Here is a 312-nt window from a genome sequence, read left to right as displayed (position 1 = left end):
CCCGCCCGCCCGGTCGCGCTGCCCGCGACCGCGGTGCCGGCGGGCAGGGTGGTGGCGTAGCCGTTGTTCTCGCAGACGAAGAGCACCGGCAGGCGCCACATCGCGGCCAGGTTGAGCGACTCCAGCAGCACGCCCTGGTTGAGCGCGCCGTCGCCGAAGAAGGCGACCGCGACCGCGTCCGAGCCCGCCCGCTGGTCGGCCCACGCGGCGCCGACCGCGATCGGCGCGCCGGCGCCGACGATGCCGTTGGCGCCGAGGATGCCCAGCCTCAGGTCGGCGGCGTGCATCGAGCCGCCCCGGCCGCGGTTGGAG

The 312-nt window shown here is 77.2% G+C and carries 1 pseudogene; it reads right to left on the bottom strand.

Annotation, left to right across the window (positions count from 1 at the left end):
* Positions 1–312: pseudogene (locus ABD308_RS28335) on the bottom strand (thiamine pyrophosphate-dependent enzyme); the annotation flags it as partial.

Source organism: Kitasatospora putterlickiae, assembly GCF_039527695.1.
Taxonomy (GTDB): Bacteria; Actinomycetota; Actinomycetes; order Streptomycetales; family Streptomycetaceae; genus Kitasatospora; species Kitasatospora putterlickiae.
The sequence above is the reverse complement of the archived record's forward strand: the minus strand, read 5'-3'. Positions and strand labels throughout refer to the sequence as shown.